Here is a 23,394-nt window from a genome sequence, read left to right on the forward strand (position 1 = left end):
GCTCCCTTCCCCTCCCCCCTTACTGCCGCGAGTCCTGCCATGTCCCAGCCCCTGCCTGATTCCACGACGCTGCATCCCCTGCAAGCTTCCGAGCGCGTGCGCGAGCGCCTGCGCCGGGCCGGCCAGCGCTTCCATGCCAATGACAACATTGCCGACCACCTGCACGAGGGCGAGCTGGCCGCGATCGAGCAGGAAGTCGCGCTCAAGGCGCAGGAGCTGCTGCGGGCGCTGGTGATCGACGTGGACAACGACCACAACACCCAGGACACCGGCCGCCGCCTGGCCAAGATGTTCGTGCGCGAGCTGTTCGCCGGCCGTTACCAACCAGCCCCGGCGGTGACCGAGTTCCCCAATGCCGAGCGCCTGAAAGAGCTGATGATCGTCGGCCCGCTGCGCGTGCGCAGCGCCTGCTCGCACCACCTGTGCCCGATCATCGGCCGGGTCTGGATCGGCGTGCTGCCCGATGCCGGCTCCAACCTGATCGGGCTGTCCAAGTACGCCCGCCTGATCGAGTGGATCATGAGCCGGCCGCAGATCCAGGAAGAGGCGGTGAGCCAGATCGCCAACCTGCTCGAGCAGCGGCTCAAGCCCGATGGCCTGGCGGTGGTGATGGAAGCCGACCACTACTGCATGCACTGGCGCGGAGTGAAGGACGACGGCTCGAAAATGACCAACAGCGTGATGCGCGGCAAGTTCCTCAGCGACCCGGCCCTGCGCCGCGAGTTCCTGTCGCTGCGCCACCAGCACTGAGCCACGCCTCAGCGCCGCAAACGCAAACGGCCCGCCGGAATACTTCCGGCGGGCCGTTCTGATTGGTGTGTCGGCCCGGTTACAGCCCGACCATCGGCTGCATCTTGCGCGCCAGCCAGCCGTTGAACTTCAGCGGGCCATCCAGCGCGGCCACGCAGATGCAGGGCACCCCGGGCGAGACGATCGGCTGGTGCTCGATCTCGCTGTCCAGGTCGGCCATGTCGCCCGGGCCGAAGTGGCCCAGCGCATCGTCGTAGGCGCCCTGCAGGATCTGGGTCAGTTCGCTGCCTTCGTGGCTGTGCAGCGGCAGGCTCTTGCCGGGGGCAATCTTGAGCAGCACCAGCGTATCGGAGGCGATTTGCGGCGCCCGGATCATGTGTACGCCAGGCGCCACCCAGCGCCAGCGCAGCGCCTTCCAGGTGCGGCCGAAATACGGTTGCAATGGCCGCGGCAATGCCTCGGTGGAGGGGTGCGCCGGCAACGGCAGCGGTTCGCTGGGCCGCGGGGGCAACGGTTCACGCAGCCGGCCGAGGATGTCCTCGCGCAATTGCGCCTCGCGTGGCGAGGCAGCGGGTGGCTGCTGCTGCAACAGCAGCGCCCCGCCGACATGCTCGGCCTGGGTCAACAGACGGCGGCAATGCGCACAGGTATCCAGATGGGTGGCCGCCACAGCCGCCATCGCCGGGGACAATGCACCGGCGGCGTGGCTGACCAGGGTGGCCGAATCCAGGTGATGACGCGGAATCATGCGGCCCCCTGCATGCTGGACTGCAGTTGCTGGAAGGCGCGCCGGATGTGCGACTTGACCGTGCCCAGCGGCATACAGACCTCCTCGGAAATCTGCTGGTGTGACTTGGCTTCGAAATAGGACATGCGGATCAGGCGTGCTTGAAGGGCCGACAGGCGTTCGATACGTTCATTGAGGTCGGCGTGGGCCGCGTAGCTCTCTGCTGAAGAGAAGTCCGGATTCTCGGTTTCCTGCTTGAACTCCATTCCCTCATCGGCATCCATTTCCACTGCCAGCCCGGGGCTTTCACGGCGCAGACGATCGATATGCAGATTGCGTGCGACCCGGAACAGCCAGGTCGACAGCGTGCTGCGTGCCGGGTCGTAGCTCTCGGCACGTTGCCACAGCCGCAGCATGGCTTCCTGTGCGAGCTCCTCGGCCACCATTTCCGGCGCGCCCAGTCCCCGCAGGTACAGCCGTACACGTGGTGCGAAATGGTCATAGATACGCAGGAAGCAACGCTGGTCACGCTGCACGGCGACGGCCTGCATCTGCCCGGACCAGTAACCGGGATTGCCCGGACCTGCTTCAGTGATCGACATGGCTCTGGCCGCCTCGAAGGGCGACAGATCTCCGTGATGGGCTTCCGGGCACATGGTAGGGCAGTTCGCGAAGGTACGGGATTTACCCGTTGTACGTGCACCGTTGCAGTTTGGATGCAGGCAGACGGCCCGTTCACCTGCATCCAATGCCCTGACAATACCGTACAACCCACCGAACCACGCGGATTGCCAGTAATGCCTTTGGACCACGCTCCTCCCGACATGTCGACACCTCCCCCAGCTTCCGCCCCCCTGGTACGCATCCTGCGCCTGTGGTTTGACAGCAGCGCCGCGCCGCCCCCGGACGAGGCCGATGCCGACCGCGTCGACTGGATGCGGGTGGTGCCGTTCCTGCTGCTGCACCTGGGCTGCGCGGCGGTGATCTGGGTCGGGGTCTCGCCGGTGGCACTGCTGGTGGCCGGCCTGCTGTATGCCGTGCGAATGTTCGCCATCACCGGGTTCTACCACCGTTATTTCTCCCACCGCAGCTTCCGCACCTCGCGCGTGCTGCAGTTCGTGTTTGCTTTGATCGGCGCAGCCAGCGTGCAGCGCGGGCCGCTGTGGTGGGCCGCGCACCACCGCCACCACCACCGTTACGCCGACCAGCCGCAGGACCCGCATTCGCCGCGGCACGGCTTCTGGCGCAGCCATATGGGCTGGTTCATGACCCGGGGAGCATTTGCCACCGACCTGAGCCGGGTGCAGGACCTGGCCCGCTACCCGGAGCTGCGCTGGCTGGATCGCTATGACGTGGCGGTGCCTGCGGCCATGGCCGTGGGCCTGTACGCGCTGGGCGCGCTGCTGGAGCACTTCTGGCCGGCGCTGGGTACCAGTGGCTGGCAACTGCTGGTATGGGGGTTCTTCATCTCCACCGTGGTCCTATTCCACGCCACGGTGACCATCAACTCGCTGTCACACCGCTTCGGCACCCGCCGTTTCCAGACCAACGACGACAGCCGCAACAACTTCCTGCTGGCCCTGCTCACTTTCGGCGAGGGCTGGCACAACAACCACCATTTCTATTCCAGCAGCGCCCGCCAGGGTTTCCGCTGGTGGGAAGTGGACCTGACCTGGTACGGCCTGCGCCTGCTGGCCCTGTTCGGGCTGGTACGTGACCTCAAGCCCGTGCCCGCGTGGGTGTTCAACCAGGAGGGCCACTGAGATGCGGATTGCCGTCATCGGCTCGGGCATCGCCGGGCTGGCCAGTGCCTGGCTGCTGTCACACGCACACGACGTGGTGCTGTTTGAAGCCAACGATTACCTCGGCGGGCACACCCACACCCACGACATCACCCTGGGCGGACGCACCTACGCGGTGGACACCGGCTTCATCGTCCACAACCCGGAGCACTACCCGCTGCTGACCCGGCTGTTCCAGACCTTGGGTGTGGAAACCCAGCCCACCACCATGAGCTTTTCGGTGCACAACGGCCGCAGCGGGCTGGAATACAACGCCACCTCGCTGGATGCGCTGTTCTGCCAGCGCCGCAACCTGGTCTCGCCACGCTTCCTGGGCATGGTGCGCGACCTGTTCCGTTTCTACCGCCAGGCTCACAGCCTGCTCCAGGGCGAGGGCCCCGGCCCCGGCCTGGGCGAGTGGCTGCAGGCCAATGGCTATGGCGAGGCCTTCCGTGACGATCACCTGGTGCCGATGGCCTCGGCGCTGTGGTCTTCGCCGCCGGAGCAGATCCTGCAGTTCCCGGCGCGCTATCTGGTCCAGTTCATGGCCAACCACCAGATGCTGCAGGTCAGCGACCGCCCGCAGTGGCGGGTGGTACGCGGCGGCTCGGCACGCTATGTCGACGCGCTGCGTGCACGCTGGCAGGTGGAAGAACGCCTGGCCTGCCCGGTGCAGGCGGTGCACCGCGACGGTGACGGCGTGCGCGTGGACAGCGCGGCCGGCAGCGAGCGCTTTGACCAAGTCGTACTGGCCTGCCACAGCGACCAGGCGCTGGCCCTGCTGGCCGATGCCAGTGGCGACGAGCAGGCGGTGCTCGGCGCGATCGGCTACCAGCCCAACGAGGTGGTGCTGCATACCGATGCCTCGCTGCTGCCGCGCCAGCGCAAGGCATGGGCGGCGTGGAACGCGTTCGTGCCCGGCACCCCGGATGCGCCGTGCACGGTGAGCTACTGCATGAACCTGCTGCAGGGCATCGACGCGCCCGAGCCGCTGGTGGTCACCCTCAACCGCAGCGAGGCGATCGACCCGGCCAAGGTGCTGCGCCGGCTCAACTACCACCATCCGGTCTATACCCCGCAGTCGGTGGCCGCGCAGCAGCAGCGCGGACAGATCCAGGGCGTGAACCGCACCTGGTTTGCCGGCGCCTACTGGGGCTGGGGCTTCCATGAAGACGGCATGCGCAGCGCGGTCGAAGTGGCCAGCGCGCTGGGCGAGGACTGGCCCGCTGGCCCCGCCGGGCACGGCGCATGAGCGGCCCACTGCACAGCGCGGTCTACGAGGGGGTGGTGCATCACCACCGCCACCACCCGCGCGTGCACGCCTTCGGCTACCGGATGGCCCAGCTCTACCTGGACCTGGACGAACTGGAGCAGGTGTTTGCCGGGCGCTGGCTGTGGTCGGTCGGCCGCCGCAACCTGGCCCGCTTCGAGCGCGCCGATTTCCTCGGCCCGGCCACCCGGCCGCTGAAGGAGGCGGTCAAGGACCGGGTCCAGGCCGCCACCGGCCAGCGCCCGGACGGCCCGGTGCGCCTGCTCACCCACCTGCGCTATGCCGGGCTGAGCTTCAACCCGGTCAGCTTCTACTACTGCTTCCAGGCCGACGGCCAGACCCTGCACAGCATCGTGGCCGAGATCACCAACACCCCGTGGCGCGAGCGCCATGCCTACGTGCTGCCGCTGGCCGAGGCCAGCCAGCAGGGCCGGCTGCTGCGCTGGGAGTTCGACAAGACCTTCCACGTCTCCCCGTTCATGGGCATGCAGCGCGGCTACGACTGGCGCTTCAGCCTGCCCGACGAACACCTGCTGGTGCAGATGGCGGTGTCCGAGGGCGACCGGCGCGAGTTCGATGCCCGGCTCTCCTTGCGCCGGCTGCCGTTGACCGGCGGCTCGCTGGCGCGGGTGCTGTGGCGCTACCCGCTGATGACCACCCAGGTGGTGGTCGCGATCTACTGGCATGCGCTGCGCCTGTGGCTCAAGCGCACCCCCTTCCACACCCATCCCCGAGTTTCCGGAGACACCCCTTGAACAGCATCGTGCAGACCGGCACCGCGCCCCGCTTCGGCGCCCTCGACCGCTTCCTGCGCCAGCGCATGCACCAGCAGCTGGCCGGCTTCGGCCACGGCCAGCTGGTGATCCAGGACACACTGGGAACGCTGCAGGTCGGCCAGGCCGACAGCGGCCCAAGCATCACCCTGCAGATCCACGACCCGGGCTTCTACCGTGCACTGGCCACACACGGCAGCGTCGGCGCCGGCCAGGCCTACATGGACGGGCTGTGGCAGTGCAGCGACCTGGTCGGGCTGATCCAGCTGCTGGTGCGCAACCGCGACCTGCTCGACGGCATGGAAACCGGCAGCGCGCGCCTGGGCGGGCTGGCGATGAAGGCCCTGCATGCGCTGCGCCGCAATACCCGGGAAGGCAGCCGGCGCAACATCGCCGCCCACTACGACCTGGGCAACGAGTTCTTCGGCCTCTTCCTGTCGCCGGACCTGATGTACTCCTCGGCCTGCTGGGAAGGCGCCGAGGACACGCTGGAAGCGGCCTCGACCCGCAAGCTGGACCTGATCTGCCGCAAGCTGAAGCTCGGGCCGAATGACCATGTGCTGGAGATCGGCACCGGCTGGGGGGGCTTTGCCCTGCATGCGGCACGCCACTACGGCTGCCGGGTCACCACTACCACCATCTCGCGCGAACAGCACGACCTAGCCGCCCAGCGCATCGCCGAGGCCGGGCTGGGCGCGCGCATCACCCTGCTGCAGTCGGACTACCGCGACCTCACCGGCCAGTACGACAAGCTGGTCTCGATCGAGATGATCGAGGCGGTCGGCGCCGATTTCCAGGACAGCTACTTCGGCCAGATCGGCCGCCTGCTCAAGCCCGACGGCCTGGCCCTGGTGCAGGCGATCACCATCGAGGACCACCGCTACGAGCAGGCGCTGAAGTCGGTGGACTTCATCAAGCGCCACGTGTTCCCGGGCTGTTTCATTCCTTCCGTCAACGCGATGCTGGCCTCCAAGACCCGCAGCAGCGACCTGGCGCTGATCGCGCTGGAGGATTTCGGCCTGTCCTACGCCCGCACCCTGCAGGCCTGGCGCGAGCGCTTCCTGGCCCAGCTGCCGGCGGTGCGCGCGCAGGGCTTTGACGAGCGTTTCATCCGGCTGTGGGAGTTCTACCTGGCTTACTGCGAGGGTGGCTTCCGCGAGCGTTCGATCGGCGTGTCGCACCTGGTGATGGCCAAGCCGGGCTGGCGCCCGGCCGCGGTGGAGCCGGCATGAACAACCTGGCCATCCTGCTGGTTTACCAAGCCACCTGGTTTGCCGCGGTGATCGGCGCCGGGCACGGGCTGTGGTGGCCGGGCGTGCTGTGCGCGGTGCTGTTCGCGCTGTGGCGGCTGGCGGTCTCGCCGCAGCGTGCGCTGGAGACCCGGCTGGTGCTGGCGGCGCTGGCCATCGGCCTGGTGCTGGAAAACCTGTGGACCGGCAGCGGCCTGCTGACCTATGCCGCGCCTTGGCCGTGGGCCGGCTCGCCGGCCTGGATCCTGGCGCTGTGGCTGGCCTTCGCGCTGGTGATCGTGCCGCTGCTGGGCTACCTGCACCGGCGGCTGTGGCTGGCCGCGCTGCTGGGCGCCATCGGCGGCCCGCTGGCCTACCTGGGCGCAGCACGTGGCTGGCAGGCGGTGCAGTTCAGCGAGCCGGACTGGCACGGCCTGCTCGCGCTGGGCGCCGGCTGGGCGCTGGCGATGCCACTGCTGGCGGCACTGGCCGCACGTGGCCTGGCACCTGATCAATCCGGAGGACCGACCCGATGAATCTTGCTACCCAACTGCTCTTGATCTGGGCCTTTGCCGTCGTGCTGATGTTGCTGGGCTGGCAATGGCAGCGCCGGCGCAGCAATGCCGGCATCGTCGATGTGCTGTGGGCCTTCGGCCTGGCCTGCTCGGCCCTGTGGCTGGCGTTGAGCGGCAGCGGCGCCTGGACCGCGCGCGCCCTGGTCGGTGGCCTGGCCGCTGCCTGGGGCCTGCGCCTGGCCTGGCACCTGTGGCGGCGTGTGCGCAGCGAGGCCGAGGACGGCCGTTACCTGGCCCTGCGCCAGTACTGGCACGGCGACCAGCGCAAGTTCCTGGCCTTCTTCCAGTTCCAAGCCCTGCTGGTGGTGCTGTTCTCGCTGCCGCTGGCCGCCGTGGTCGCCCACCCGGACCCGTCACCGCTGCAGCTGGCCGGCGCCGCTGCGCTGTGGCTGGTCTCGGTACTGGGCGAATCACTGGCCGATGCCCAGCTGGCCCGTTTCCGCGCCAATCCGGCCAACCGCGGCCGCACTTGTGACCGTGGCCTGTGGCGCTACTCGCGCCACCCGAACTACTTCTTCGAATGGCTGCACTGGTGCGCCTGGGCCGTGGCCGCGCTCGGCGGACCGCTGGTCTGGCTCGGCCTGCTCGGCCCGGTCCTGATGTACCTGTTCCTGCGCTTCATCAGCGGCATCCCGTTCACCGAACAACAGGCCCTGCGCACGCGGGGCGACGACTACCGGGAGTACCAGCGGCGCACGCCGATGTTCTTCCCCTGGTTCCCCAAACCCTGACCGTATTGCCGAGGACCGCGCCATGACCACCACCACCCTGGACCGCAACGAACTCTCGCCCGACCGGGCGGCCCCCGGCCTGCTCGGCCTGGCCGAACGTGGCCTGCTGCCCGATGCGCTGGTGCGCGCCGGCATCCGCCGCCTGTGCGAGCAGCGGCTGAGCGAGGAACTGGAGGGCGGCGTGGAGGCGCAGTCGCTGCGCCAGCGCCAGCGCCTGGAGGAGCTGCGCCAGAGCCCGCTGGCGATCGAGACCGAGGCAGCCAACAGCCAGCACTACGAGCTGCCGCCGGCCTTCTTCACCCACTGCCTGGGGCCGCGGCTGAAGTATTCGTGCTGCTACTACCCCAATGGCGACGAAACCCTGGCCCAGGCCGAGGAAGCGATGCTGGCGCTGTACTGCGAGCGCGCCGGGCTGGCCGATGGCCAGGACATCCTCGAGCTGGGCTGCGGCTGGGGTTCGCTGACCCTGTGGATGGCCGAGCACTACCCGAACGCACGCATCACCGCGGTGTCCAACTCCAACGGCCAGCGCGCCTTCATCGAGGCGCGTTGCCAGGAGCGCGGCCTGCACAACGTGCAGGTACTCACCCGCGACGTGAACCACCTGGCCCTGCCCGAGGCCGCCTATGACCGCTGCGTTTCGGTGGAGATGTTCGAGCACATGCGCAACTACGACACCCTGCTGGCCCGCATCGGCGGCTGGCTGCGCCCGGGTGGCCAGCTGTTCGTGCATATCTTCGTGCACCGCACCCTGCTCTACCCGTTCGAGACCGCCGGTTCGGACAACTGGATGGGCCGCCACTTCTTCACCGGCGGGCTGATGCCGGCGGCCGATACCCTGCTGCACTTCCAGGACGCACTGACGATCAAGCAGCAGTGGCTGGTCGAGGGCACCCACTACGAGCGCACCGCCAACCAGTGGCTGGAACACCAGGATGCCAACCGCGAAGCGGTGATGACGATCCTGCGCCAGGCCTATGGCGAGGCCGCCGGGCTGTGGTTCCAGCGCTGGCGGATGTTCTGGATGGCCTGCGCCGAGCTGTTCGGGCATACCGACGGCCAGGAGTGGATGGTCTCGCACTACCTGTTCCAGCGCCGCTGAGTTCCGCGCCTGGATGACGTGGCGGGTATCGGCGTCATCCAGCCACATACCCCGGGCACGCCGCCGTGACGCCTTGCGGCGGCCCACCGGATGGCCATCGCCGACACCGCCGAACCGGCGGGGGGCCTAGCTGTCGGCCGCAGGCGCCACCGCACTGCGTATTTCACCGATCACCGCGGTGGGTTCTGGGGCTATCGCGTGTGTACGCCGCGTCAACGCCAACCCCGCAACTTCTATCCGATGGATTTTCCGGCTCCGATCGCGATTGGCGTGCATCCAAGCGTGTGCGTGCTGCGTATTGGAAGACGCATGACCCTGTGCACTTCCCTTTCAGCCTGGAGAGCCCCAATGAAGTCTGCTGCCTTTGTCGTTCTCGCTGCCGGTCTGGCTGCATCCGTTACTGCCCACGCATCCGGCGTTGAAGCCGGCAAGTGGAGTTTTTCCGCCTTCGGTGGCGTTGACATGCCGACCAGCGGCGACGTGCACGGCGGTGCCACCGCGCCCGTGCCCGACCTTGGACCGCTCAACCCTGCGTTGGCAGGGGTCAGTGCCGAGCTGCGTATCCAGTCGCGCAGCCATGACCGCATCTATGGCCTGGCCGACACCTACGGCCTGGAAATGGGCTATGGCCTGAGCGACAGCGCCGAGCTGTTCGGGCAGGTGCGTTACAGCTATGCCTCGCCCGGTCGCGTGCAGGTGGGCGGCGCCTTCGTGCCGGCGCTGGACACCGAGCTGCCGGTGTACGGCCGTTTCAGCGCCTACAAGAGCTACGGCGCCGAGTTCGGCTACCGCCGTTTCTTCATGCAGCCGGGCGCTGCGCGTCCTTTCCTTGCCGCCCGCATCGGCGCGACGCATACCGACGCCATCAACGCCTCGTTCGATATTCCGGATGCCGCCATTTCCATTCCGGATGCACGCTTCACCAAGAAGACCTGGTCCGCGTCCGGTGGTCTGGATGTGGGCGTGATCATTCCGGTCGGCGAGACCTTCAGCTTTACCGCGCAGGCCGGCGTTCGCTACGTCGACAAGCTCAGCGGTGATGACGCCGATATCGGTGGGCTCGGTCTGGGCAGCATCAACAACGATGCCAAGCGGATTTCGGTGCCGATGAGCGTCGCCGCCCGCTGGGACTTCTGATTCGGAGCTGCTTCAACGGCTGCACCGTCCAGGCCGCCACGTGGTGCACGGACGGTGCGGTTGCCGATCGACAACAACCGCAGCCAAGGCTGCGCTTTCCCCCCGCCTCCGACCGGAGGCGATATCCATGAGGACTTGAACATGCGTATCCAGATCCAGCGTCTTGCCATCGCCGCCGGCCTCGCGCTTGCCGGTGCCACCGTTCCTTCCGCTTTCGCCGCCGGCAATCCGGCGACGGGTGGCGCAGCGATGGGTGCACAGAAGACCATCGTAGAGACCGCTTCCAACACCAGTGAACTCAGCACCCTGGTAGCTGCGCTGAAGGCCGCAGGGCTGGTAGACACGCTCGCCGGAAAGGGCCCGTTTACCGTGTTCGCTCCCACCAACGAGGCGTTCGCCAAGCTCCCCCAGGGCACGGTCGATACCCTGCTCAAGCCCGAAAACAAGGGCACGCTGACCGGCATCCTGACCTATCACGTGGTACCGGGCACACACCCTTCCAGCCAGCTGGTCGCCGCCGCGAGCAGCCAGGGCGGCAGCAGCACCTTGAAGACGGTGCAGGGTGAGGAACTGACCGTCGAACTGAAAGACGGGAAAGTCTGGGTGGTGGATGCCAAGGGTGGCAAATCCGCGGTCACTACCGCCGATCTCATGCAGTCCAACGGCGTGGTGCACGTGGTCGACAGCGTGCTGATGCCGAAGTAAGCGCCTGCTCAACGGTGGCCTGCGACTGCCGCAGGCCACCGTTGCTGGATGCCGATCCCGGTGTCCTGCAGGGGCGAGGTGGTCAGGCAGGAGATCGGACGCTGGCCGAGTAGCCGCACCGCGAAACCCGCTTGAACCTCTACAACCCGACGAAGGCTGCAGCATCTTTCGCAATCCCCCCGCGCTGCTCCATAAACAAAAACGCCCCAAGTCGTTGTCGACGAGGGGCGTTTTACATGCTTGGTGCCGAAGGTGGGACTCGAACCCACACGCTTTTAAGGGCGGCGGATTTTGAATCCGCTGCGTCTACCGATTCCGCCACTTCGGCTGGCTGGCCGGCGATTATAGCTGAGCTTTTCCGCTTGGGCAGCAAGATTTCACTTAAATCCTGAAAAATCTCCCGGTGACTCCTGCCTTGTCACCGAGCTGCCGCCCCGCTGTGGTGAGGGGACTGTCTGCGTGGCGAGACCCTCGGCGGGCAATCTGCTCCAATCAACCACCGCGCCGGGCCCGGGCGAACGCATCGGCAAGCGCGTTGTTGGCAGGGGCGGAGCTGACGCCCGGACGACTTCCAGTGTTGCTTCCGCGGCCGGCTCCGCCGCGGTTGCCGTTATCGCGATGCGGGCCGGCGCCTTGCCCATCGCGGCGCGGGGCCCGCTCTTCAGGCCGGGCCGGGCCGGTGGCATCGTCCAGCCGGCGGGTCAACGCGATGCGTTTACGCGGCACATCCACTTCCAGCACCTTGACCTTGACGATATCGCCGGCCTTGACCACATCGCGCGGATCTTTGACGAAGGTGTCCGACAGTGCGGAGATATGGATCAACCCATCCTGGTGCACGCCGATGTCGACGAATGCGCCAAACGCGGCGACATTGCTGACCACGCCTTCCAGAATCATGCCCTCACGCAGGTCCTTGATGTCTTCCACACCCTCGGCAAAGCGCGCCGCCTTGAATTCCGGACGCGGATCGCGGCCGGGCTTTTCCAGTTCCCTGAGGATGTCGCGCACGGTTGGCACACCGAATTTGTCGTCGGTGAACTGTTCGGGTTTCAGGCTGCGCAGATAGCTGCCATCGCCAAGCAGCGCCTTGATCGGCCGGTCAGCGGCGGAGACGATGCGCTCGACCACCGGATAGGCTTCCGGGTGCACCGCCGACGCATCCAGCGGTTCATCACCATCGGCGATACGCAGGAATCCGGCGCACTGTTCGAACGTCTTGTCGCCCAGGCGCGGCACCTTGAGCAGTTCCTTGCGGCGCTTGAATGGGCCATTCTCGTCACGATGGCGCACGATATTTTCCGCCACGCTGGGCGACAGACCCGACACACGCGACAGCAATGCCGCCGAGGCGGTGTTGACGAATACGCCCACGGCATTCACGCAGTCTTCCACCCGTGCATCCAGTGCCTTGGCCAGCCGGTACTGGTCCACGTCATGCTGGTACTGGCCCACGCCAATGGCCTTGGGCTCGATCTTGACCAGTTCGGCCAATGGATCCTGCAGGCGACGGGCGATGGAAATGGCGCCGCGCAGCGACACGTCCAGCTCAGGGAACTCCTTGGCGGCGAACTCCGACGCCGAATAGACCGATGCACCGGCTTCGCTGACCACCACCTTCTGCAGTCTGGGATTGGCACAGGCCGCGATGACCTCACCCGCGAGCTTGTCGGTTTCGCGGCTGGCGGTACCGTTGCCGATCGCGATCAGCTCGACGTTGTGCTTGGTGCACAGGTGCTTGAGCGTCTGCAGCGACTGCTCCCACTGCCGGCGCGGCTCGTGCGGATAGATGGTCTCGGTCGCGACCAGCTTGCCGGTGGCATCGACCACGGCGATCTTGCAGCCGGTACGGATGCCGGGGTCAAGCCCCAGGACTGTCTTGGGTCCGGCCGGAGCGGCCAGCAGCAGATCCTTGAGGTTGTCACCGAACACCGCGATTGCTTCCGCTTCGGCCTTCTCGCGCGCCTGGTTGAACAGATCCAGCAGCAGGTGCATGTGCAGCTTGGCGCGCCAGGCCAGGCGACAGGCGTCTAGCAGCCAGCGATCGGCAGCCCGCCCCTTGTCAGCGATGCCGGCGTTGTAGGCCACGCGTCCTTCGGCGTACTGGTGCCCGGCTTCGGCATCGCTGCCCGGGTCCAGTTCGAGAAACAGGAATTCCTCGCGGCGCGCGCGGAAAAGCGCCAGCAGGCGATGCGAGGGAATCTTCGCCAGCGATTCGGCATGGTCGAAGTAGTCACGGTATTTGGCGCCTTCAGCCTCCTTGCCCTCGACCACGCGGGCGCGGATGACGCCGGTTTCAGCCAGCCACTGGCGCAATTCACCGACCAGTGCCGCATCCTCGCCCCATCGTTCCATCAGGATGGCGCGTGCGCCTTCCAACGCCGCCTTGGTATCGGCCACCCCTTTGTCGGCATCAACGAATCCAGCGGCGAAAACCTGTGGGTCCAGTGAAGGATCGGACAGCAGGCCATCGGCCAGTGGCTCCAGCCCGGCTTCGCGGGCGATCTGGGCACGGGTGCGGCGCTTGGGCTTGTACGGCAGATACAGGTCTTCCAGTCGGGACTTGGTATCGGCCCCGGCAATCTCGCTGCGCAACTCGTCGGTCAGCTTGCCTTGTTCCTGGATGCTGGCCAGCACCGCGGCACGACGATCCTCCAGCTCGCGCAGATAGGTCAGGCGTACTTCCAGATTGCGCAGCTGTGTGTCATCCAGGCCACCGGTAGCTTCCTTGCGGTAGCGCGCGATGAACGGAACGCTCGCCCCCTCGTCCAACAGGGCGATGGCGGCCTTGGCCTGTGACGGATCTGCGCCGATCTCGGCAGCGATGGTCTGCGCAATGTGCTGCGCGAGCTTGATGTCTTGCATTGCTTGATGCGGAAACCACGATGACAGGAAAGCCATTCTGGCAACGCATGGCTGTCAGCGGAAGCCGTTGACAGCAGGCGCCGGACCTGTTGCCCGGCGCGCGGCAAGCTCACTCACCCCAGGTGCTGGCTCAGCCGTTGGATGGCGATTTCGTCGCGCAGATCCTCCAGCACCATCACGCGCACCCGCCCTCTACCGTTCACATCCATCATCCGCTCCACATAGAACTCTGGACCTTGCTCCGTGTCCGCGCGGGTCTTGCTGAAACCGTAGGGCACCACGCCCTTGTCGCCATCCTTGCTGCCACCGATATAAAGAACAACCGCCATGGTGGTTGGTACTCCTCCAGAAACCAGAACGGCGCCACCTTACTTGGCGACGCGTTAGAAGGATGTACAGATCGCGTTGACGCTTCATGACCGTGGTGTTGCCGTATCAAAACAGGGCGAACCTTCACAGAAGTTCAGTGACGCCCCGGCCACCAGCCGCGGCCGCTGAGTGCATAGCGATCCGCCGCACGTTCGAAAGGATTGCGCACACTGACACCGCCGCAAAGCAGATAGAGCGGCAGGAACAGCGGCCCCAGCACCATGTACTGGAACACATGTGCACGTTCATGGTCTCCCAGTCGCACGCGGGGATGCTCGCAGTGTCCGGCCCGATGTTCATAGGTCGCGCACAGCCCGTCGAGATTGTCACCGGTATGCAGGATCACCATGCCGAAGGTGATTGCACCCCCCGGCCCCCAGGGCCAGTGGCTGAACACCAGTGCACAGTCGCGCGGACTCCAGTAGGCGCGCGCGCCGGCAACGCATCCGGCCAGGCCCGCAGCCAGGCCGACAAGGGAATTGGGGAGCGTCCACAACGCGCCAAGCCCCTGCAAGGCACGCAATCCCCAACGCAAGGACGGCGTGTGACCAGTCATCACGCCCTCGCACCGCAATCACCGCGCGCCCGAATGCCGGCCATCAGGGTGACGGTGCGCGCAACTGCCGCAGCGTGTGCTGGAACCATGCCGCCGCGTCCTGCTCGGGAGCATCCGGACACGCAACCCGGTAAGGCCGGCCACTCAGGCTGCTGCGGCTGGCCGCGCGTTCGATGAACTGCTCGCTGCTGCCGACCAGGTCACGTTTGAGCAGGTAGTCGTATTTGCGCTGCAGATGCGCGCGTGCCTCGCCGGGGCCATACCAGCTGCCATTGCGCTGGAAGCGGCAGCCGGAATTTTCCAGCGCCTGCATCAGTCCTGCGATTTCGCGTTGCGTGGTTGCAGTGGGGGCGGCCTGCGCGCGCATTGGCGTGGCCGTCAGGACCGCGCATATCCACAGCACCGTCCAACGGTTCATGCGCGTTCGCTCAGCCATTGATGGATCGCGCCAGGAACCTCGCGTTGTGCCCGGCCTGACACATAGATGCCGATATGCCCCCCGCGAAACCCCAGTTCCGTGTAGTCGCGGCTGCCCACCCGATCCCGCATCGCCCGTGATGCGGCGGGCGGCACCAGATGGTCCTGCTCGGCATAGATGTTCAGCAACGGCATCTGCAGCTGGGCCAGGTCCACCGCTTCCTCGCCGATGAGGATGCTTCCTTCCATCAATCCATTGGCCTGGTAGAACTGTTTGACGAACTGGCGGAACGCTTCGCCGGCAAGGTCCGGTGAATCGAATATCCATTTTTCCATGCGCAGGAAATCCTCCAGCGCCTGCTTGTCGTCCAGGATGTCCATCAGCCCCACGTATTTCTGCACGTTCAGGCGGAAGGGCTTGAGCATCAGGTAGCTGGCATTCATCAGATCTGCCGGGATGTTGCCCAGCGTATCGACGAACAGATCCACATCCACGTGGCGCGCCCAATGCGACAGCATGTTGTCGGGCGTATGGAAATCCACCGGCGTCACCATGGTGATCAGATTGCGCACTTTGTGCGGCCGCAGCGCGCTGTAACACAGCGAGAACACGCCGCCCTGGCAGATGCCGAGCAGGTTCACCGGCGCGCCGCGCTGCTGCGCGCGGAGGTGATCCACCGCGCCGTCGATGTAGCGCAGCAGGTAGTCTTCCAGCGTGAGAAAACGTTCGGAGCGGTCCGGGTACCCCCAGTCCAGCACATAGACGTCCTGCCCCAAGGCGAGCAGCTTCTGCACCAGCGAACGGCCATCTTGCAGATCGACCATGTACGGGCGATTGACCAGGGCATAGACGATCAGCAGCGGGGGCAGGTCCTGTTTGGGGTGTTCTCCCACGAACCGGTACAGTTTGACCTTGCCGTCACTCCATACTTCCTGGCGCTCGGTGACACCGTAATTGACGTCTTCCACCTGTGGCAGCAGCTTCAGGCCATCCAGCAGTTTGCGCTGCCATTGCAGGGTCTCCTGCAGCAGGTCATCGCTGCCAAATCCCAGTGGCCCTTTCATGCCTTGCCCTCACCGCGGGCCGGCGGCTGTTTCCTGGTCGCGCCCAGCTTCTCCCGAGGTTTGGCCCGGGGCGATTTGACCTTTGCCGGCGCTGCTTTTGCTGCCGCTTTTTTGGAGGCTTTCGGGGCTTTCGGTGCGGCCTTTGCTGCGGATGTGCTGCGCGATCGGGCTGCCGGTGCCACCGAAGCCGGGGCCTCAGTGGTACGCGCGGTTGCCTCCAGCAAACGCCGGAGCTGGCGCTCCAGCTCGGTGATGCGGCGGTGCGCGGTATCCATCTCGCTGCGCGTGGGCACGCCCATCGCCTCACAGGCGCGCTCAAGTTCGCTTTGCGATGCCGCACGCAGGCGCATCTGCGCGTTGGCCAATTCCCCGTAAATACGCTGGAACTCTTCCGACAGCGCCATTTTTGCGTACGCGTCCTCGGCGGCATCGATCCACAGATCGAACATGGCCCGGGCGCTGGTCAGCTGGCTTCCGGAAGATTCGTGCTCGGCGAGCTTGGCCTCGAAGCGCTTGAATGCGTCGTCCAGAACCGTGCGGATCAAATCGATATAAGCCTCGGCACGCGCCTGATAGTCCTGCTGGATTTTCAGCAGCGCCTGCCAGCGCGCCTGGTGCTCGCGGGCCGGGCCGAACAAGGGAGAATTGAGCCATTCGCCACCGAAGCCGGTTTGCGCCGCGCGCGCGAACTCGCGAACCCATGGCTGGTCGTTGAGTGCGTTGCCTCCCCGGGCGGCCTCCAGCATCCAGCGCAGCAGATCATCGCCCTGCCCTTGCACCGTGTCGCGCCAGGCGCCAGCCACCTCGGCGGCACTGGTATCACGGCCGGCGAAGCGTGCCGCCACCTGCTGCATCGCCGCCAGCCAGTCACCAGCCTGGTGCTGGAAGCGCGCACCCAGTTCCTGGACTTCCGCCGGAGTGTCAGTGGTAACCAGCCGAGTCCACTGCTCGATGCTTTCGCGCCACGGGAAGTCGGCGGTGGCTGCGGCGCCCTGGCCCTGCATGGCCTGGGTCCAGGCCTCCCAATGGCGGCGCATGCCCTCCTCGAAACCCTTGCTGTCGTTGTTGCCTGGCGCTGCCATCGATCCACTCCCGGAGTATCGGGGGATCATAACAATGCCACCCGGCGGCCGTGTCAGGGCTTGGGGATACGCAGTGTCTTGCTGATCATCAGCGAACCCGACAGCGCGAACAGCAGCACCAGAGGATGCAGCTGCCACGGCCCCAGCTGCCAGCTGCCGCCCCAGAGCGCAGGGCCGATGGCCTGGAAGTGCGCGGCAACCGCCAGCACGATCACCAGAGCCAGACTGGTGGGAATCGGCGTGCCTTCGAAATAAGGCACCTTGTCCGAATCCCCGGACAAGGCCTCGGCGGTGACGTTGTAGCGGGCCAGCCGGCTGACACCGCAACAGACGAAATAGCTCAGCACCATCCAGTCCCAGCCGCCCTGCATGCCGCAGGCATAAGCCAGTGCGGCCGGTGCGACGCCGAAGGAGATGACATCAGCCAGTGAATCCAGTTCGCGCCCGAGCGTGGACGAGGACTGGCGCCAGCGGGCCACGCGTCCATCCAAGGCGTCGAAGATGAAAGCCAGCGGAATCAGCGCCATGCCGAACATCAAAAAGCCACGCCGCCCGTCCTGCAGGAAGCGCATCGCGGCGAACACCGCGCCAGTGCCGCAGAAGGCATTGCCGAGCGTGAACCAATCGGCGAGCTGGAATTCACGGAGCATCGAAAAGTGGCGCTTCATATCGGGTCTTTTGGCCGGAACCGCATCAGCCTAACGCGAATTTCGCGAATGCGCGCTTCGCTATTTGCACGAACAGTCGCCCTGGACCGCGGCGCTGCCACTCAAAGCCGGGTGTAGCTCCATGACTGCATACGTCCATCGCGGTAGGGCATCACGCCATGGAATGGGCGCGGATCCTTATCGAACACCAGTGGCAGGAAGTGGCGGTCGCCCTCCCACAGCGGCAGCGATTCGAGCTGGTCGACCGGCACCCATTCCAGCGTGCCTTCCGGATTGGCGTCCAGCGGCGTGCCGGTGTAATCGTCGATGACGAAAATGAAAGCAAACCAGTCCTCACCCTGCTTGCCGAAGCCCGGCCAGCTGATAGTCCCGCGCAGGCGCGTGATGCCGCACTCGATACCCGCTTCCTCGCGGATCTCACGGTGCATGCAGGCCAAGATGTCCTCATCAGGCTCCATCTTGCCGCCCAGCCCGTTGTACTTGCCCAGGTGGATGTCGCCGGGGCGCGTGTTGCGATGGATCATCAAGGCCTGGCGGCCATCTGCCGACAGCACATAACCAAGCGTGGCGAGAATCGGGGTATAAGGCATCAGCAGAGTCACGGCCGGCAGGGTCGGCCATTATGACCGATCCACTCCCGCGGCTCAGCGGTGCTGCAGCGTGGCTGGATCGCGCGCCGCGTGCGGGGTGCCGGGGAAGCGTTGCAACGTCGCCACCCCATGACCGCGCTCGGCCAGGTACTCCAGCCATTTGCCCAGAAAGGTGTTCATGCGCAGGCGATGGCTGATCAGCTCATCGGCTGGCGGGTACATCCCCATCACGTCCTGCCAGCGACGGCCAACATAGCAGTGCGTGGTCTCGGCCTGGCGCGCGTCCCGATACAGCCGCAGATAGGCCGAAGGATCGGGCTCGCCGGTCAGCGGGTCGCAGATGTCATAGGTCATGCGCAGCTCGACCGTATAGCGGTGGCACTCGATGACATCCAGCCGCACGTCCAGCCCATCGCCAATGGATGACACATGGCAGCCGGGCTGCAGGTGATCCGGTGCGAACAGGCGCATCAGGTGGACATAGTTTTCCGCATACAGCCCCATCAGCCAGCCAAGACGGCTCAGCTTGGGAATGCGGTCGATGCGGGACAGTGCGCGGGTCATGTTTCGATCCTACACGCTGTGCCGCGAACCGGGCAGCATGGCGCTGCCCGGCGGGAGCTTCAGAACATTTCCCGTTGCAGTCCCAGCGTGCCCAGCACTTTGCTGGAGATTTCCTCGATCGAGGTATGGGTGGTGCTCAACGTCGGGATCCGTTCGGCGCGGAACATCTTCTCGGCCATGGCGACCTCGCGTTTGCACGTCTCCGCACTGGCATACCGCGAATTGGGCCGGCGCTCCTGGCGGATCTGCTGCAGCCGTTCCGGATCGATGGTCAGGCCGAACAACTTGCTGCGATAAGGACGCAGCCGCGGTGGCAGCCGGTCATGCTCCAGATCCTCGTCGGTCAACGGGTAGTTCGCCGCCCGGATGCCGTAGTGCATTGCCAGATAGATGCAGGTCGGCGTCTTGCCGGCGCGCGATACCGCCACCAGGATCACGTCGGCCTCATCGTAGTTCACCGCGATGCCATCGTCGTGGCTGAGCGCGTAGTTCATCGCATTGATACGGCGGTGGTAGGTGTCGAAATCGACCATGCCGTGCGCCTGTCCCACCCGCGAATGGCGGGTGGCGTCGAGCTCGCTTTCCAGCAGGCCGATAAAGGGCGCAAACACATCCAGCACCAGCGCCCCGCTCTCGTTCAGGATCGCGCCGAGGTCGGAATCCACGCAGGAACTGATCACGATCGGCCGCACCTGGTAGCGCTCTCCCGCGGCCCGGATGCGCGCGGCGGCGTCGTGCGCCTTGTCGACATCGTCGACGAACGACATGCGATCCGTGACGAAACTGAAGCCTGTGAACTGGGTCAACAGACTGTGCCCCACCGTCTCGGCGGTGATGCCGGTGCCGTCGGAAACATAGAAAACCGGACGAATCGCCGCCATATCCGCTCCTCAAAGTTGTGATGATGACCCCGGGTCAGGCCGACAGCCATCGCCTGTCCCGGAAAAGACAAGCACAAGACAAAGCGCTGTCACAAGCTTGTGCCGCCCAGGTGTGCGCTGCATCATATTGGCTTCTTCCTACGGACGTGGCCATCCAAGCCCGCCTCGGGCGATGGCCTCAACGGAGCATCGCGCTTGAACGAGAATATCCTGTGGTTGCATGAGCTGCGCCTGGCCGACCTGGCCCGCGTGGGTGGCAAGAATTCCTCGCTCGGCGAGATGATCGGCAACCTGGCCGGCTTGGGTGTCTCGGTGCCCGGTGGTTATGCCACGACGTCCGAAGCGTTCAAGGACTTCATCGCCCATAACGACCTGTCCAAGCGCATCTTCGACAAGCTGGCAACGCTGGACGTCGAGGATGTCAATGCGCTGACCGCTGCCGGCAAGGAGATCCGCGGCTGGGTCATCGATGCCCCGCTGCAGCCGCAGCTGGACACCGACATCCGCGACGCCTACGCCAAACTGTGCGCCGACAACGGCGGCGGTGAGGTGGCCGTGGCCGTGCGCTCCTCGGCCACCGCCGAAGATCTGCCCGACGCGTCCTTCGCCGGCCAGCAGGAAACCTTCCTGAACGTGACCGGGGCCGACGACGTCGTGCACAAGGTCAAGGAAGTGTTCGCCTCGCTGTACAACGACCGCGCCATCGCCTATCGCGTGCATCACGGCTTCAAGCACGAGGACGTGTTCCTCTCCGCCGGTGTGCAGCTGATGGTGCGCTCGGGTGTTGGCGCTTCCGGCGTGCTGTTCACCTTGGACACCGAGTCCGGTTTCCGTGACGTGGTGTTTGTGACCTCGTCCTTCGGTCTGGGTGAAATGGTCGTGCAAGGCGCGGTCAACCCGGACGAGTTCTACGTCTACAAGCCCACCCTGACGGCCGGCAAGCCGGCGATCCTGCGCCGCTCGCTGGGCTCCAAGGCCATCCGCATGGTTTATTCGGACGTCCCGGGCGAGCGCGTCAAGATCGAGGACACCCCGGCGGAACTGCGCGGCACCTTCTCGATCAGCGATGAAGATGTCCAGGAGCTGTCCAAGCAGGCCCTGATCATCGAAAAGCACTACGGCCGCCCGATGGATATCGAGTGGGCCAAGGACGGGGTATCCGGCAAGCTGTTCATCGTGCAGGCCCGCCCAGAAACCGTGAAATCGCGTGCCAAGGCCACCCAGATGGAGCGCTATGCGCTGCAGGCCAAGGGTGAGGTGATCGCTGAAGGCCGTGCCATCGGCCAGAAGATCGGCGCCGGCGTGGCCCGCGTGGTCCGTTCGCTGGATGACATGAACCGCGTGCAGCCCGGCGACGTACTGGTCGCTGACATGACCGACCCCGACTGGGAGCCGGTAATGAAGCGCGCCTCGGCCATCGTCACCAACCGTGGCGGCCGTACCTGCCATGCGGCGATCATCGCCCGCGAGCTGGGCGTTCCGGCCGTGGTCGGGACCGGCAATGCGCTGAGCCTGATCCAGGACGGCCAGGAAGTGACCGTGAGCTGCGCCGAAGGCGATACCGGCTTCATCTACGCCGGCAAACTGGCCTTCGAGCGCACCACCACCGACCTTGAGAACATGCCGCCGGCACCGCTCAAGATCATGATGAACGTGGCCAACCCGGAACGGGCCTTCGACTTCGGTCAGCTGCCCAATGCCGGCATCGGCCTGGCCCGACTGGAAATGATCATCGCCAGCCACATCGGCATCCACCCGAATGCGCTGCTGGAATATGACCGCCAGGATGCGGCCACCCGCAAGAAGATCGACGAGAAGATTGCCGGCTACAAGGATCCGGTGAGCTTCTACGTGGACCGCCTGGCCGAGGGTATAGCCACCCTCACCGCCTCGGTCGCACCGAATCCGGTGATCGTGCGCCTGTCGGACTTCAAGTCCAACGAGTACGCCAACCTGATCGGCGGCAGCAACTACGAGCCGCACGAAGAGAACCCGATGATCGGCTTCCGCGGCGCCAGCCGCTACGTCGACCCGAGCTTCTCCAAGGCCTTCGCGCTGGAATGCCAGGCCGTGTTGCGCGTGCGCAACGAGATGGGCCTGGAGAACCTGTGGGTGATGATCCCGTTCGTGCGCACCCTGGAAGAAGGCCGCAAGGTGGTGGAAGTGCTCGCCGCCAATGGCCTGAAGCAGGGCGAGAACGGCCTGAAGATCATCATGATGTGCGAAGTGCCGTCCAACGCGCTGCTGGCCGATGAGTTCCTGGAGATCTTCGACGGCTTTTCTATCGGCTCCAATGACCTGACCCAGCTCACCCTGGGCCTGGATCGCGATTCCTCGATCGTCGCCCACCTGTTCGATGAGCGGAACCCGGCGGTCAAGAAGCTGCTGTCGATGGCCATCAAGAGCGCACGCGCCAAGGGCAAGTACGTCGGCATCTGCGGCCAGGGGCCGTCCGACCATCCGGATCTGGCCGAATGGCTGATGCAGGAAGGCATCGAGTCGGTGTCGCTGAATCCGGACACGGTGGTCGACACCTGGTTGCGCCTGGCCAAGCTCAAGGCCAACAGCTGACCTCCCTGGCCCTGACAGACAAAACCCCGCTCCGGCGGGGTTTTGTTTTGGCCTGCCGTCCGCCGATGCGGTGTTGCAGGGGCGCCATTTTCCAGTGCCGGCTGCCAATGCAGGCCTGTATTGCCGGCTTCAGCCCGTCATGTAACCAGCCAGCGCCTGATAGCTCAGCCGTACCGGTTCAAAACCGTATTTGCGCTCCAGCCGCCTGACGATGAAGTGGCCGCGCGCCATATCCTGGTAGTAACTGGTGAACATGGTGTTCAAGGTCGCGCCAGCGACCGCGCCGATGATCGGCACCGCCTGTGCGGCGAATTTCTCCGTGACCACAACCCCGAAACGGGTGGCGATCTTCTCCACGATCTTTGCCAGCCACTTGCCCGCCTCCTTCGGAGCGAGGCCGAGGATTACACCGTGGCCGCCGCCAACCGCCGTGCCGGCAAGCTCCGCCGACAGATGCCGCATCACTTCGGTGGTGAAGCCGCGCGCCAGGTAATAGCCGGTTTCGCTGGCGTCATCCCTGCCGGTATTGCCGCCCAGTGCGAACACCTCCAGACAGGCCTGGCGGGTGGCGAAATCGTTCAGGTCGAACCCTTCGCTGCGGGCGATATCGGCCACCGCACGCATGATGATCGTCGTCGACAGGGGCAATTCCACCGCCAATGCAGGCAGCCCGCCCAATCCCCCCAACGCGCCGGACGCAGCGGCCGCCAGTTTGTGCAGGCGCGGCGATGCCGTTTTTCCCGGTTGCTCGCGATCCATGCTCCACAGCGCCGTTTGCGCGGCTTTGTACAGGGCCGCCTCGGTGACACTGTGGATCCGGGAAGACACCGATGCCGGCAGCTTGCGTACGGCAAATTCCAACGGCGAGCCTACCAGATTGGCCACCTTGGCCGTCAGGGTGGGCGCTTCCAGCAACGCCACCGCACGCTGCAGGTCGGCCCAGTCGTGGACGTCATCCTGCAGGCGGATCGCGGGGGCATTCATGC

At 65.7% G+C, this 23,394-nt stretch carries 24 protein-coding genes and 1 tRNA gene; 11 read left to right on the plus strand and 14 right to left on the minus strand.

From position 1 onward, the window contains the following. Window positions 1-39 precede the first annotated feature (39 nt). Window positions 40-750, plus strand: a complete 711-nt coding sequence (gene folE / locus ACVOMH_RS08610; RefSeq protein WP_481551676.1) for a GTP cyclohydrolase I — start codon at window positions 40-42, stop codon at window positions 748-750. Window positions 751-829: 79 nt separating this feature from the next. On the opposite strand, the gene ACVOMH_RS08615 is transcribed toward folE, so the two are convergent. Both ACVOMH_RS08615 and ACVOMH_RS08620 read right to left on the minus strand, forming a co-directional pair. Next, window positions 830-1,498, minus strand: a complete 669-nt coding sequence (locus ACVOMH_RS08615) for a ChrR family anti-sigma-E factor (protein ID WP_481523880.1) — start codon at window positions 1,496-1,498, stop codon at window positions 830-832. Continuing rightward, a complete protein-coding gene (locus ACVOMH_RS08620; RefSeq protein ID WP_481551677.1) occupies window positions 1,495-2,079 on the minus strand; it encodes a sigma-70 family RNA polymerase sigma factor in 585 nt (194 codons plus the stop codon). The genes ACVOMH_RS08615 and ACVOMH_RS08620 overlap by 4 nt, the downstream gene beginning before the upstream one ends. Before the next feature lie 195 nt (window positions 2,080-2,274). Here ACVOMH_RS08620 and ACVOMH_RS08625 point away from each other — a divergent pair, with 195 nt between their 5' ends. From ACVOMH_RS08625 to ACVOMH_RS08665, 9 genes are all read left to right on the plus strand, one after another. Beyond that, entirely contained in the window at window positions 2,275-3,240 is a 966-nt protein-coding gene (locus tag ACVOMH_RS08625) for an acyl-CoA desaturase (protein WP_481551678.1), read from the plus strand. 1 nt (window position 3,241) lies between these two features. Then, the gene (locus ACVOMH_RS08630) at window positions 3,242-4,510 is read left to right on the plus strand and encodes an NAD(P)/FAD-dependent oxidoreductase (RefSeq protein ID WP_481523883.1); all 1,269 of its coding nucleotides are present in this window, start codon (window positions 3,242-3,244) and stop codon (window positions 4,508-4,510) included. Then, a complete protein-coding gene (locus ACVOMH_RS08635) occupies window positions 4,507-5,283 on the plus strand; it encodes a DUF1365 domain-containing protein (RefSeq protein WP_481523884.1) in 777 nt (258 codons plus the stop codon). The genes ACVOMH_RS08630 and ACVOMH_RS08635 overlap by 4 nt, the downstream gene beginning before the upstream one ends. Continuing rightward, window positions 5,280-6,533 (plus strand): class I SAM-dependent methyltransferase, encoded by a 1,254-nt coding sequence (locus ACVOMH_RS08640; RefSeq protein WP_481523885.1) that lies wholly within the window; start codon window positions 5,280-5,282, stop codon window positions 6,531-6,533. The genes ACVOMH_RS08635 and ACVOMH_RS08640 overlap by 4 nt, the downstream gene beginning before the upstream one ends. Then, entirely contained in the window at window positions 6,530-7,066 is a 537-nt protein-coding gene (locus ACVOMH_RS08645) for a DUF2878 domain-containing protein (protein ID WP_481523886.1), read from the plus strand. Before ACVOMH_RS08640 ends, ACVOMH_RS08645 begins: the two co-directional genes overlap by 4 nt. Then, window positions 7,063-7,836: a DUF1295 domain-containing protein gene (locus ACVOMH_RS08650; protein ID WP_481523887.1), complete on the plus strand. Its 774-nt coding sequence runs from the start codon at window positions 7,063-7,065 to the stop codon at window positions 7,834-7,836. The genes ACVOMH_RS08645 and ACVOMH_RS08650 overlap by 4 nt, the downstream gene beginning before the upstream one ends. A 22-nt stretch (window positions 7,837-7,858) precedes the next feature. Then, entirely contained in the window at window positions 7,859-8,938 is a 1,080-nt protein-coding gene (locus tag ACVOMH_RS08655) for an SAM-dependent methyltransferase (RefSeq protein WP_481551679.1), read from the plus strand. Window positions 8,939-9,286: 348 nt separating this feature from the next. Then, window positions 9,287-10,075 (plus strand): hypothetical protein, encoded by a 789-nt coding sequence (locus ACVOMH_RS08660; protein ID WP_145974338.1) that lies wholly within the window; start codon window positions 9,287-9,289, stop codon window positions 10,073-10,075. A gap of 141 nt (window positions 10,076-10,216) precedes the next feature. Then, window positions 10,217-10,780 carry a fasciclin domain-containing protein gene (locus ACVOMH_RS08665; protein ID WP_481551680.1) on the plus strand — a complete coding sequence of 188 codons (564 nt, stop codon included), beginning with the start codon at window positions 10,217-10,219 and terminating at the stop codon, window positions 10,778-10,780. A 241-nt stretch (window positions 10,781-11,021) separates the two neighbouring features. Here ACVOMH_RS08665 and ACVOMH_RS08670 read toward each other — a convergent pair. The 11 genes from ACVOMH_RS08670 to ppsR form a co-directional block, all read right to left on the minus strand. Continuing rightward, window positions 11,022-11,108: transfer RNA gene (locus ACVOMH_RS08670), tRNA-Leu, on the minus strand. A 164-nt stretch (window positions 11,109-11,272) separates the two neighbouring features. Beyond that, a complete protein-coding gene (locus ACVOMH_RS08675; protein WP_481551681.1) occupies window positions 11,273-13,645 on the minus strand; it encodes a Tex family protein in 2,373 nt (790 codons plus the stop codon). Between the two features lie 113 nt (window positions 13,646-13,758). Continuing rightward, window positions 13,759-13,974 carry a hypothetical protein gene (locus ACVOMH_RS08680; protein ID WP_054657647.1) on the minus strand — a complete coding sequence of 72 codons (216 nt, stop codon included), beginning with the start codon at window positions 13,972-13,974 and terminating at the stop codon, window positions 13,759-13,761. 134 nt (window positions 13,975-14,108) lie between these two features. Next, complete coding sequence (locus ACVOMH_RS08685) at window positions 14,109-14,570, minus strand: hypothetical protein (protein ID WP_057506407.1); 462 nt, start codon at window positions 14,568-14,570, stop codon at window positions 14,109-14,111. A 43-nt stretch (window positions 14,571-14,613) separates the two neighbouring features. Continuing rightward, window positions 14,614-14,988 (minus strand): YfeK family protein, encoded by a 375-nt coding sequence (locus tag ACVOMH_RS08690; protein WP_054657644.1) that lies wholly within the window; start codon window positions 14,986-14,988, stop codon window positions 14,614-14,616. Beyond that, window positions 14,985-16,052: a class III poly(R)-hydroxyalkanoic acid synthase subunit PhaC gene (locus tag ACVOMH_RS08695; RefSeq protein ID WP_481551682.1), complete on the minus strand. Its 1,068-nt coding sequence runs from the start codon at window positions 16,050-16,052 to the stop codon at window positions 14,985-14,987. Before ACVOMH_RS08695 ends, ACVOMH_RS08690 begins: the two co-directional genes overlap by 4 nt. Continuing rightward, window positions 16,049-17,164: a class III poly(R)-hydroxyalkanoic acid synthase subunit PhaE gene (gene phaE / locus ACVOMH_RS08700; protein WP_481551826.1), complete on the minus strand. Its 1,116-nt coding sequence runs from the start codon at window positions 17,162-17,164 to the stop codon at window positions 16,049-16,051. Before phaE ends, ACVOMH_RS08695 begins: the two co-directional genes overlap by 4 nt. Before the next feature lie 23 nt (window positions 17,165-17,187). Next, the gene (locus ACVOMH_RS08705) at window positions 17,188-17,802 is read right to left on the minus strand and encodes a CDP-alcohol phosphatidyltransferase family protein (RefSeq protein WP_481551683.1); all 615 of its coding nucleotides are present in this window, start codon (window positions 17,800-17,802) and stop codon (window positions 17,188-17,190) included. Window positions 17,803-17,903: 101 nt separating this feature from the next. Then, entirely contained in the window at window positions 17,904-18,392 is a 489-nt protein-coding gene (locus tag ACVOMH_RS08710) for an NUDIX hydrolase (protein WP_481551684.1), read from the minus strand. A gap of 54 nt (window positions 18,393-18,446) precedes the next feature. Continuing rightward, window positions 18,447-18,956 (minus strand): DUF1249 domain-containing protein, encoded by a 510-nt coding sequence (locus tag ACVOMH_RS08715; RefSeq protein ID WP_054657635.1) that lies wholly within the window; start codon window positions 18,954-18,956, stop codon window positions 18,447-18,449. 59 nt (window positions 18,957-19,015) lie between these two features. Next, the gene (gene ppsR / locus ACVOMH_RS08720; RefSeq protein WP_054657634.1) at window positions 19,016-19,837 is read right to left on the minus strand and encodes a posphoenolpyruvate synthetase regulatory kinase/phosphorylase PpsR; all 822 of its coding nucleotides are present in this window, start codon (window positions 19,835-19,837) and stop codon (window positions 19,016-19,018) included. A gap of 195 nt (window positions 19,838-20,032) precedes the next feature. Between ppsR and ppsA the strand changes: the two genes are divergently transcribed. Beyond that, on the plus strand, window positions 20,033-22,408 hold the full coding sequence (ppsA, locus tag ACVOMH_RS08725) for a phosphoenolpyruvate synthase (RefSeq protein ID WP_481551685.1): 2,376 nt from the start codon (window positions 20,033-20,035) through the stop codon (window positions 22,406-22,408). A gap of 129 nt (window positions 22,409-22,537) precedes the next feature. Here the strand turns inward: ppsA and ACVOMH_RS08730 are convergent, their stop codons facing one another. Then, window positions 22,538-23,392: an EcsC family protein gene (locus tag ACVOMH_RS08730; protein WP_481551686.1), complete on the minus strand. Its 855-nt coding sequence runs from the start codon at window positions 23,390-23,392 to the stop codon at window positions 22,538-22,540. Window positions 23,393-23,394 lie beyond the last annotated feature (2 nt).

It is taken from the genome of Stenotrophomonas sp. STEN013 (assembly GCF_056760355.1).

Coding starts and splice junctions, on each gene's coding strand:
- folE (WP_481551676.1), top strand. CDS start 40: ATGTCCCAGCCCCTGCCTGATTCCACGACGCTGCATCCCCTGCAAGCT.
- ACVOMH_RS08625 (WP_481551678.1), top strand. CDS start 2,275: ATGCCTTTGGACCACGCTCCTCCCGACATGTCGACACCTCCCCCAGCT.
- ACVOMH_RS08655 (WP_481551679.1), top strand. CDS start 7,859: ATGACCACCACCACCCTGGACCGCAACGAACTCTCGCCCGACCGGGCG.
- ACVOMH_RS08705 (WP_481551683.1), bottom strand. CDS start 17,802: ATGAAGCGCCACTTTTCGATGCTCCGTGAATTCCAGCTCGCCGATTGG.
- ACVOMH_RS08675 (WP_481551681.1), bottom strand. CDS start 13,645: ATGCAAGACATCAAGCTCGCGCAGCACATTGCGCAGACCATCGCTGCC.
- ACVOMH_RS08620 (WP_481551677.1), bottom strand. CDS start 2,079: ATGTCGATCACTGAAGCAGGTCCGGGCAATCCCGGTTACTGGTCCGGG.
- ACVOMH_RS08730 (WP_481551686.1), bottom strand. CDS start 23,392: ATGAATGCCCCCGCGATCCGCCTGCAGGATGACGTCCACGACTGGGCC.
- ppsR (WP_054657634.1), bottom strand. CDS start 19,837: ATGGCGGCGATTCGTCCGGTTTTCTATGTTTCCGACGGCACCGGCATC.
- ACVOMH_RS08665 (WP_481551680.1), top strand. CDS start 10,217: ATGCGTATCCAGATCCAGCGTCTTGCCATCGCCGCCGGCCTCGCGCTT.
- ACVOMH_RS08685 (WP_057506407.1), bottom strand. CDS start 14,570: ATGACTGGTCACACGCCGTCCTTGCGTTGGGGATTGCGTGCCTTGCAG.
- ACVOMH_RS08715 (WP_054657635.1), bottom strand. CDS start 18,956: ATGACCCGCGCACTGTCCCGCATCGACCGCATTCCCAAGCTGAGCCGT.
- ACVOMH_RS08615 (WP_481523880.1), bottom strand. CDS start 1,498: ATGATTCCGCGTCATCACCTGGATTCGGCCACCCTGGTCAGCCACGCC.
- ACVOMH_RS08635 (WP_481523884.1), top strand. CDS start 4,507: ATGAGCGGCCCACTGCACAGCGCGGTCTACGAGGGGGTGGTGCATCAC.
- ACVOMH_RS08695 (WP_481551682.1), bottom strand. CDS start 16,052: ATGAAAGGGCCACTGGGATTTGGCAGCGATGACCTGCTGCAGGAGACC.
- ACVOMH_RS08710 (WP_481551684.1), bottom strand. CDS start 18,392: ATGCCTTATACCCCGATTCTCGCCACGCTTGGTTATGTGCTGTCGGCA.
- phaE (WP_481551826.1), bottom strand. CDS start 17,164: ATGATCCCCCGATACTCCGGGAGTGGATCGATGGCAGCGCCAGGCAAC.
- ACVOMH_RS08690 (WP_054657644.1), bottom strand. CDS start 14,988: ATGAACCGTTGGACGGTGCTGTGGATATGCGCGGTCCTGACGGCCACG.
- ACVOMH_RS08650 (WP_481523887.1), top strand. CDS start 7,063: ATGAATCTTGCTACCCAACTGCTCTTGATCTGGGCCTTTGCCGTCGTG.
- ACVOMH_RS08680 (WP_054657647.1), bottom strand. CDS start 13,974: ATGGCGGTTGTTCTTTATATCGGTGGCAGCAAGGATGGCGACAAGGGC.
- ACVOMH_RS08630 (WP_481523883.1), top strand. CDS start 3,242: ATGCGGATTGCCGTCATCGGCTCGGGCATCGCCGGGCTGGCCAGTGCC.
- ACVOMH_RS08660 (WP_145974338.1), top strand. CDS start 9,287: ATGAAGTCTGCTGCCTTTGTCGTTCTCGCTGCCGGTCTGGCTGCATCC.
- ACVOMH_RS08645 (WP_481523886.1), top strand. CDS start 6,530: ATGAACAACCTGGCCATCCTGCTGGTTTACCAAGCCACCTGGTTTGCC.